This is a genomic window from Psychrobacter sp. PP-21 (genome assembly GCF_033790785.1).
In the GTDB taxonomy this organism is placed as follows: domain Bacteria; phylum Pseudomonadota; class Gammaproteobacteria; order Pseudomonadales; family Moraxellaceae; genus Psychrobacter.
Window position 1 is genome coordinate 1 of the sequence record NZ_JAMYEB010000059.1, and the last position, 1,072, is coordinate 1,072.

Annotated in this window: 1 protein-coding gene; it reads left to right on the forward strand. The window is 53.2% G+C overall.

What is annotated here, in order from left to right:
• The coding region (locus NJD71_RS13525) for an Ig-like domain-containing protein (RefSeq protein ID WP_319052419.1) at positions 1-1,072 on the forward strand (1,072 nt) is incomplete at both ends.

The following is a 1,072-nucleotide window of genomic DNA, read 5'->3' on the forward strand; positions in this document are numbered from 1 at the left end:
GTCGTGGTAGATGGCGAAGGCAGCTGGAATGTGGATGCAGACACTGGGGCAATCAGCTTTACCCCAGAGGCGGGCTTTACCGCAGACCCAACCCCAATCAGCTATAGCGTTGAAGACATCAACGGTTTGGTATCGAACGACGCCACGGTCACCATCGACTACCCACAAACTGCGCCAGTGGCACAGAATGATGTAGACACTGGTGACTCTGGTGAGACTGTCGTGGTAGACGTTGTGGCCAACGACACCGATGCTGAAGAAGATCTTGACCCAACCACCGTCATCATCACCCAATCACCAGCCGGTGGCACCATTGCCGCTGATGGCAAATCAGTCGTGGTAGATGGCGAAGGCAGCTGGAATGTGGATGCAGACACTGGGGCAATCAGCTTTACCCCAGAGGCGGGCTTTACCGCAGACCCAACCCCAATCAGCTATAGCGTTGAAGACATCAACGGTTTGGTATCGAACGACGCCACGGTCACCATCGACTACCCACAAACTGCGCCAGTGGCACAGAATGATGTAGACACTGGTGACTCTGGTGAGACTGTCGTGGTAGACGTTGTGGCCAACGACACCGATGCTGAAGAAGATCTTGACCCAACCACCGTCATCATCACCCAATCACCAGCCGGTGGCACCATTGCCGCTGATGGCAAATCGGTCGTGGTAGATGGCGAAGGCAGCTGGAATGTGGATGCAGACACTGGGGCAATCAGCTTTACCCCAGAGGCGGGCTTTACCGCAGACCCAACCCCAATCAGCTATAGCGTTGAAGACATCAACGGTTTGGTATCGAACGACGCCACGGTCACCATCGACTACCCACAAACTGCGCCAGTGGCAATTCCAGAAGTAGAGAGTATTAATGAAGATGTCACTTTAATAGATAACGTATTGACCAATGACACTGACGCGGAGGGTGGTCTATTGATCGTACAATCAGCCACCGTAGACGTTAATGGCAGTGGCGACCAAGTTGCTTTAGAGCTGGGTGTTGCAACAACCATCACTGATGACAATGGTGATGCAATTGGTGACTTGACCCTAAGCGCAGATGGCAGTTACA